Source organism: Stutzerimonas stutzeri, from assembly GCF_000935215.1.
GTDB lineage: Bacteria > Pseudomonadota > Gammaproteobacteria > Pseudomonadales > Pseudomonadaceae > Stutzerimonas.
On sequence record NZ_JXXD01000266.1, the window covers coordinates 1 to 6,922 of the forward strand.

At 62.3% G+C, this 6,922-nt stretch carries 8 protein-coding genes and 1 tRNA gene; 5 read left to right on the forward strand and 4 right to left on the reverse strand.

Annotated features, from left to right (window positions below):
• Window positions 1–191 precede the first annotated feature (191 nt).
• A complete protein-coding gene (locus tag LO50_RS21565; protein ID WP_023445852.1) occupies window positions 192–734 on the reverse strand; it encodes a hypothetical protein in 543 nt (180 codons plus the stop codon).
• 180 nt (window positions 735–914) lie between these two features.
• Here LO50_RS21565 and otsB point away from each other — a divergent pair, with 180 nt between their 5' ends.
• From otsB to LO50_RS21590, 5 genes are all read left to right on the forward strand, one after another.
• Window positions 915–1,691, forward strand: coding sequence for a trehalose-phosphatase (otsB, locus tag LO50_RS21570; RefSeq protein WP_044316321.1), 777 nt, complete (start codon window positions 915–917; stop codon window positions 1,689–1,691).
• A gap of 16 nt (window positions 1,692–1,707) precedes the next feature.
• Window positions 1,708–3,123, forward strand: a complete 1,416-nt coding sequence (gene otsA, locus LO50_RS21575) for an alpha,alpha-trehalose-phosphate synthase (UDP-forming) (RefSeq protein ID WP_015275953.1) — start codon at window positions 1,708–1,710, stop codon at window positions 3,121–3,123.
• An 80-nt stretch (window positions 3,124–3,203) separates the two neighbouring features.
• Window positions 3,204–3,848 carry a carbonate dehydratase gene (gene can, locus LO50_RS21580; protein ID WP_044316322.1) on the forward strand — a complete coding sequence of 215 codons (645 nt, stop codon included), beginning with the start codon at window positions 3,204–3,206 and terminating at the stop codon, window positions 3,846–3,848.
• Window positions 3,848–4,747 carry a DMT family transporter gene (locus LO50_RS21585; RefSeq protein WP_044316323.1) on the forward strand — a complete coding sequence of 300 codons (900 nt, stop codon included), beginning with the start codon at window positions 3,848–3,850 and terminating at the stop codon, window positions 4,745–4,747. Before can ends, LO50_RS21585 begins: the two co-directional genes overlap by 1 nt.
• 125 nt (window positions 4,748–4,872) lie before the next feature.
• Window positions 4,873–4,949, forward strand: a tRNA-Met gene (locus LO50_RS21590).
• A gap of 91 nt (window positions 4,950–5,040) precedes the next feature.
• Here the strand turns inward: LO50_RS21590 and LO50_RS21595 are convergent.
• From LO50_RS21595 to LO50_RS21605, 3 genes are read right to left on the reverse strand one after another with little or no spacing between them, the layout of a single operon-like run.
• Window positions 5,041–5,466 carry a type II toxin-antitoxin system VapC family toxin gene (locus LO50_RS21595; protein ID WP_044316324.1) on the reverse strand — a complete coding sequence of 142 codons (426 nt, stop codon included), beginning with the start codon at window positions 5,464–5,466 and terminating at the stop codon, window positions 5,041–5,043.
• Window positions 5,463–5,708, reverse strand: coding sequence for a FitA-like ribbon-helix-helix domain-containing protein (locus LO50_RS21600; RefSeq protein ID WP_044316325.1), 246 nt, complete (start codon window positions 5,706–5,708; stop codon window positions 5,463–5,465). Before LO50_RS21600 ends, LO50_RS21595 begins: the two co-directional genes overlap by 4 nt.
• A 52-nt stretch (window positions 5,709–5,760) precedes the next feature.
• Complete coding sequence (locus tag LO50_RS21605) at window positions 5,761–6,756, reverse strand: phage integrase (protein WP_044316326.1); 996 nt, start codon at window positions 6,754–6,756, stop codon at window positions 5,761–5,763.
• Window positions 6,757–6,922: the final 166 nt, after the last annotated feature.

A 6,922-nucleotide genomic window follows, 5' to 3' on the forward strand; every position in this document is an offset into this window, starting at 1 on the left:
ACGTCTCGCGGTTCCCGATCGCGGACTGTTGCCGGCCTCGTAGGGTGGATCGCGCTTCAGCGAACCACCGTGCTCTGGTCAAGGTGGATGTAAAAGGCGACATCCACCCTACATCTACGAAGTAAGCCGAGGCCTTATGAGCTCCGGGGCCATGTCGCTTCCGCCTACCGAGTGCGGCAAATGGCTCCGCTTTATTCCCCCGGCCGCTTGTCCCGTCCGGAATCCAGTGGGGCTTCGCCTTCCAGTTCTTCGTCCGACAGCACGCTGTCGTCCTCGCGCAATACCGCATCGCCGCCGCTGAGGCCGGTGTCTTCGTCGCCTTCGGCGGGGCCATCCCAGGGTTTGCCGTCGAGCGGGTCGTAGCGGCCGAGTTCGGCCTCGTCGAGATCCACATCGGCGCCGATCTCATGCTCGGAAACCACGCTCAGGTCCTGATCGGCCGGCTCGCCATGGCCGCGTTCGCTCGGAGAGCGTGCGCCGTCCTCGGGGATCAGTGTTTCCGGCGCCATGTCGTCCATTGTGGTCTCGCCATCTGGGACTTCACCGGCCGTCATGCCTGCTTCGGCGGCGCGTTCGGCGGAGAACTCGTCGGCCACCTGCTCACCGGGCACTTCGTCACCGATGCGGCCCTTGCGCTCGTCACGGCGCTGATCGAAATCGAGCTGTTCGATGGAGCCCATGCGGTCTTCGGTGTTGTCGATTTCCGTTGGGGTGTAGGGTTTTTGATCGCTCATGATCGTCTCCTGTCAGAACGTCGGTCATGCAGGTTGTGACCCGGCCGCCCTGGGAAGATTCAGGGCTGTCGGCTGGCCGATAACGCCATTCGGGTCCATCCTTTCCTGCGGCCGTAGATGCCTGAGCGTCTTGAGAAAAAGGGGACGAACCACCGCGCGTGATCCGGAGTCCTACTCTGCATGAATGATCAAAACGACCAACCCGCGCCAGAGCCTCGGCGCTACGCCTTCTTCTTCGACGTCGACGGAACGCTGGCTGAGATTCAGCCCCGACCGGAACTCGTCTTCATTCCACCGTCCACCCTCGCGGCCCTGGAACGCCTGCATGCCAGCGGCATTCCCGTCGCCGTGATCTCCGGCCGACCGCTCGCGCAGCTCGATGCGCTGCTGGCGCCCCTGCAACTTCCCGCCGCCGGCGTGCACGGAGCCGAGCGCCGTGATGCCACGGGTGAGCTGCGCAACCTGGCACTCGACAATCAGGCGCTGGAGCGTATCCAGCGTGAGTTGCAGCAGGCCTGCAGCGAGCATCCCGGCCTGCACCTGGAGAACAAGAGCGTCGCCTTTGCCCTGCATTTTCGTCAGGCGCCGGAGCTGGAGGAGGTTGCCCGCACACTCGCCGAAGACTTCGCCCAGCGTTACGCCGAGGTACTGACCCTGCAGCCCGGAAAGTGCGTGTTCGAACTCAAGCCCCGCGGCGCGAGCAAGGGCGAGGTGATCCGCGCCTTCATGCAGGAAGCGCCGTTCTCCGGCTGCACTCCCGTGTTCCTTGGCGACGATCTCACCGACGAAGCCGGCTTTGCCGCCGTCAATGCGCTCGGCGGTCGATCCATCAAGGTCGGCGACGGCCCCAGCGAGGCCCGCGAACGGGTGGCGTCGGTGGCTGCCGTCGGCAGCTGGATCGAAGCGCTGCTGAACGAACTCGGTGTACCGGCCGAACCCAGAATAAAACCCGACTAGAGCGAGATTTACTGCCATGAGCCGTTTAGTAGTGGTTTCCAACCGCGTGGCGCCAATCAAACCGGGCAAGGTAGCCGCCGGAGGGCTGGCCGTCGGTGTCTACGATGCGCTGCGCCAGGCCGGTGGCATCTGGTTCGGCTGGAGCGGCGAGATCAATGCAACGCCAGCCATCAATACCGAGGAAGTGGGCAACATCACCTACGTCACGCTGCCGCTGAACAAGCGTGACTACGATCAGTACTACCGCGGCTTCTCCAACAACACGCTCTGGCCGATTTTTCACTATCGCATCGACTTGGCGCGCTACAGCCGCGAAGAGTACGACGGCTACCGGCGGGTCAACGGTATGCTGGCCGAGAAGCTCAAGCCGCTGCTCAAGCCCGACGACATCATCTGGATTCACGACTACCACCTGATCCCGTTCGCCGAAGCCTGCCGCCAGCTGGGCATCCGCAACCGCATCGGCTTCTTCCTGCACATCCCGTTTCCCGCACCGGAAATCCTCACCGCGATCCCGCCGCACAACGAGCTGCTGAAGACCCTCTGCTACTACGACCTGATCGGCTTCCAGACCGACACCGACCGCCTGGCCTTTCAGGACTACATCACCCGCGAAGTGCGCGGTGTGATCGAGCCGGACGGCAGCCTGACCGCCTACGGGCAGAACTTCCGCGCCGGGGTGTACCCGATCGGTGTGGTGCCGGACGAAATCCAGAAACTCGCCGAAGGCTACAAGGGCCGAGCCCATCCCATGCGCCGCGCCAGCGACGCGACGCGCCAGACCATCATCTCGGTCGACCGCCTGGACTACTCCAAGGGCCTGGTGGAGCGCTTCCGCGCCTACGAAGAGTTTCTCGACCGCTATCCCAAACACCGCAACAACGTCGAATTCCTGCAGATCGCGCCGACCTCGCGTTCCGACGTGCGCACCTATCAGCACATCCGCGAACAACTCGAAAGCCAGGCCGGGCACCTCAACGGACGCCTCTCCGATCTCGACTGGACGCCGCTGCACTACCTCAACAAGAGCTACGACCGCCGCGTGCTCATGGGCCTGTTCCGCACCGCCGACGTCGGCTTCGTCACGCCGCTGCGCGACGGCATGAACCTGGTCGCCAAGGAGTACGTAGCCGCGCAGGACCCGGAAGATCCCGGCGTGCTGGTGCTGTCGCGCTTCGCCGGCGCCGCACGCGAGCTGACCTCCGCGCTGATCGTCAATCCGTACGACTGCGTCGGCATGGCGGAAGCGCTCGACCGCGCGCTGAGCATGCCGCTGGCCGAACGCAAGGACCGCTACGAGCACCTGATGCGCGCCATTCGTGCCGCCGATCTGGATGCCTGGCGCGACAACTTCATGCGTGACCTGCGCTCGTTCGTCTCCCAGCCCAGCACCACGGTCATCGAGACGGAAGAACTCGTCGAGCCGGACTGATCGCCCGTGCGAGCCGGCCTTGCTTGTCAAAGGCTAGGCCGGCTCGTAAGGTGCGGGGCCGAACCATAGGGACAACGTAGATGAGCGAGCTGGAACCGCTGTTCGAGAACAACGCCCGCTGGGCCGAGGCCATCAAGGAAGAAGACCCCACCTTCTTCGAGAAACTGTCCAAGCAGCAGGCGCCGGAATACCTGTGGATCGGCTGCTCCGATGCCCGCGTGCCCGCCAACGAGATCGTCGGCCTGTTGCCGGGCGATCTCTTTGTTCATCGCAACGTCGCCAATGTCGTGCTGCACACCGACCTCAACTGCCTGTCGGTCATCCAGTACGCGGTCGACGTGCTCAAGGTCAAACACATCCTCGTCACCGGCCACTACGGCTGCGGTGGCGTGCGCGCCTCCATGCGTGACGACCAGCTAGGCTTGATCGACGGCTGGCTGCGCAGCATCCGCGACCTCTACTACGAGCATCGCGTGCACCTGTCCAAGCTGGCCAGCGAAGAGGAGCAGGTCGACCGCCTGTGCGAGCTCAACGTCATCCAACAGGTCGCCAACGTCAGCCACACCACCATCGTCCAGAACGCCTGGCACCGAGGCCAGCCGCTGGCCGTGCACGGCTGCATCTACGGCATCAAGGATGGCCTGTGGAAAAACCTCAACGTCACCGTCAGCGGGCTCGATCAGCTGCCGTCGCAATACCGCCTGCGTCCGCTGCGTAACGCCTGATGAACAGCCGTCACGCCCCGGCCTTTGCCGGTCTGCTCATCGCTGTGCTCTGCTGGAGCGGCAACGCATTGGTCGCCCGTGCCTTTTACGATCAGATCCCGCCGCTGAGCCTGTCATTCTGGCGCTGGGTGCTTGCCACGACACTGCTGTTGCCCTTCGTGGCGAAAGGCATCTGGACCCACCGAGCGGCCTTGCGTGCCGCCGGCTGGCGCCTGCCGGTGATCGCCGCACTCGGCATCGCCAGTTACAACTCGCTGCTCTACACCGCTGCGCAAAGCACCGAAGCGATCAACCTGACGCTGGTGAACACCTGCCTGCCACTGGCGACCTTTATCGGCGCGGGCTTCCTGCTCGGTGAATGGCCATTGCGCCGCGCCTGGTTCGGCATGGCCGTGGCAGCGGCGGGGCTGCTCTACCTGATCAGCCGTGGCAGCTGGCAGACCTTTGCCAGCATGTCGTTCAAGGCGGGCGACCTCATCATGCTGCTCGCCGTGCTGGTGTGGGCCCTGTACACGCTGCTGCTGCGGCGCTGGTCCGGTTTCCTCACTGTGCCCCCTCTGGTGCTGCTCGGCGTGCTGATGCTGCTGGGCGTGCCGCTGATCCTGCCGTTCTACCTGTACGAACTGAGTAGGGTAGGGGGCTTCGCCGCCACACCGGCCAACCTCGGCGCCATCGCCTACACCGCCGTGTTCGCCTCGCTGATCGCCTACCTCGCCTGGAACCACGGCGTAAAAGTCGTCGGCGCCGCCAAGGCCGCCATGGCCAGCTACCTGATGCCCGTCTTCACCGCACTGCTCGGCTGGCTGCTGCTCGGCGAGGCCCTGCAACCCTTCCACTGGATCGGCGGCACCCTGATCTTCGCCGGCCTGCTGTTGGCCACGCGGCCGTCATTTCGCTAGCGCCGTCCCACATGGCGCGGCCTAGGCGCTATTGACCGTTCGTAACTAACCGTTTGAAAAGGATAAAAAATCTGCGGAGCCAGGGTTGACAGCCCAAACCGACCAGAGAATAATGCGCGCCACTTGGCTACATAGCTCAGTTGGTTAGAGCGCAGCATTCATAATGCTGATGTCCCAGGTTCAAGTCCCGGTGTAGCCACCAGACAAAACAAGGGGTTAGCGAAAGCTAGCCCCTTTTTTGTTTGTGCCGGTGACTACGAAGTGACTACTCCCTGTCTACAGACGAAATCCTGTTACCCCCGCCCGCTCCAGGGATCGATCAACGCCACTCCCAACGGCTCGAAATGACGGGTATTGCGAGTCGCGATGACTGCATCGTGTAGCCGTCCAATCGCAGCGATCTGCGCATCTGCCATATCTACTATCCGACCCTTCGCTTCGGTCGCGGCGGCTATCTCTGCGTAGTAGACGGCTGCGTCTGCATCGAACGGCAAGATACTGCCGGCGAAATCTTCGTCAAACATGGCCGAGGCTATGTCGAGCAGCCCTTGTTTGCGCTTGCCGTCCGGCATTCTGGCAATGCCATAAAGAATCTCAGCGACGGTGATCGCACTGATCGCTAACTCGCTCGCCGGCTGGGCGTCGACCCACTCAAGTACTTGCGGTGCTGGCTTGGCTCGCATGAGCTCGGACAGCACATTGGTATCAAGCAGGATCATTCATCGAAGCTCGCTGCTCGGGCCTTATCTTTTCGCTCAGGCAAGGCGAGATCCGCACCGCCGACCGTAGCAAAACGGGAGTGAATGCGAGTACCCAGCCCGCTACGCTTTTCCTGACGCGACAGGGCTTGCCGAATGATGATTCGGGCTTCTTCTTCCATCGAGCGCCCATGACTAGCAGCTACAACGCGCAGCTGCGCCTTCAGGTCGTCGTCAAGGTTTCGGATCGTAATGCTGGCCATAGAACCTCCGAATGAATTCAATGCAATCATTGATAGCATACTTGCAGAAATGTTAAACGGATACCACGGCATAGCCGCTTTGGATAAGTGGAGATAGGCGAAGCGCAGATTCCAGATGATCCGGCGACAGGTGCGCGTAGCGCATGGTCATCGTGATCGATGAGTGTCCCAGGATTCGCTGCAAGCCGAGAATGTCACCACCGGCCATCATGTAATGACTCGCGAACGTGTGGCGTAGGATATGGGTCATCTGGCCCGGTGTGTCGAAGCCGCAACGCTTGTAGGCACACCGGAAAGCCGACCGGCAGGGCATAAATAGCCGACCGTTTCCAGGCATACCCACCTTCAACGCCAGATCCTCAACATCCTTCGGGATCGGCACAGATCTCGACTGCCGGTTCTTGGTTCGGTGGAAGTGAGCCTTACCCCCGTAGATCGCGGCACGGGTCAGAGATTCGGCTTCGTCCCAGCGGGCACCGGTAGCCAAGCAGAGCAGGGCGACGGGGTAGGTGTGATTGTTGGTGGAGCGCTTGCACTCTTCGAGCAACTGGCGGATCTGCGGCAGCGTGAGAAAGGTCAGCTCTACCTGGTCGGTCTTGATCTGCCGGACATTGGCGAGCGGGTTCTTTCCTACCCAGGCACCGAGCCGGATCAGCTCAGCGAACACTGCCGACAGGTAGCGTTGCTCGTGGTTGACCGTATGCGGAGACGCCTCCTTCAATCGCTGCTGCCGATACCGCGCCCATGCCAGTGCATCGAAGGACGAGGCGAGCGGATCGCCGAGCCGTTTGGCGATCGCCAGCGTTCTCGACAAACGTGTCTTCTCGTCCTTCAGAGTACAGCCGTGCAGCTGGTGCCAGAGGTTCACCAGATCCGATAGCCGATCATCCAGCGGCCTCCCGGTTTGCGTCAGGCTTCTGAAGAAGTCCGTTTCGTAGCGCTGAGCTGCAGCTTTGGTCAGAAAACCCTTCTTGCGGATACGGCGTCCGCTTCTCCCGTTTTCGTAGAAGTCAGCCGTCCAGGTCTTACCGTCCTTGCGTGCCGTCATATAGCGCGACCCCATCGCACATGCCGTTCTTGGAGCAGGTTCTTGATGTGCTTGTACAGATCACGCTCCGTCATATCCTTCGAGGCGTAGTGGTCGCGAATCACCGGCCAGCACTCCCATTCCTTCAGTCGATCAAATGCGGTTTTAGCGCCCACTCGCTCCCGTG

What these genes read in the sequence shown, in the direction of transcription:
- LO50_RS21585 (WP_044316323.1), top strand. Translation starts at nt 3,848, where the DNA reads ATGAACAGCCGTCACGCCCCGGCCTTTGCCGGTCTGCTCATCGCTGTG.
- LO50_RS21595 (WP_044316324.1), bottom strand. Translation starts at nt 5,466, where the DNA reads ATGATCCTGCTTGATACCAATGTGCTGTCCGAGCTCATGCGAGCCAAG.
- LO50_RS21600 (WP_044316325.1), bottom strand. Translation starts at nt 5,708, where the DNA reads ATGGCCAGCATTACGATCCGAAACCTTGACGACGACCTGAAGGCGCAG.
- otsA (WP_015275953.1), top strand. Translation starts at nt 1,708, where the DNA reads ATGAGCCGTTTAGTAGTGGTTTCCAACCGCGTGGCGCCAATCAAACCG.
- LO50_RS21565 (WP_023445852.1), bottom strand. Translation starts at nt 734, where the DNA reads ATGAGCGATCAAAAACCCTACACCCCAACGGAAATCGACAACACCGAA.
- LO50_RS21605 (WP_044316326.1), bottom strand. Translation starts at nt 6,756, where the DNA reads ATGACGGCACGCAAGGACGGTAAGACCTGGACGGCTGACTTCTACGAA.
- otsB (WP_044316321.1), top strand. Translation starts at nt 915, where the DNA reads ATGAATGATCAAAACGACCAACCCGCGCCAGAGCCTCGGCGCTACGCC.
- can (WP_044316322.1), top strand. Translation starts at nt 3,204, where the DNA reads ATGAGCGAGCTGGAACCGCTGTTCGAGAACAACGCCCGCTGGGCCGAG.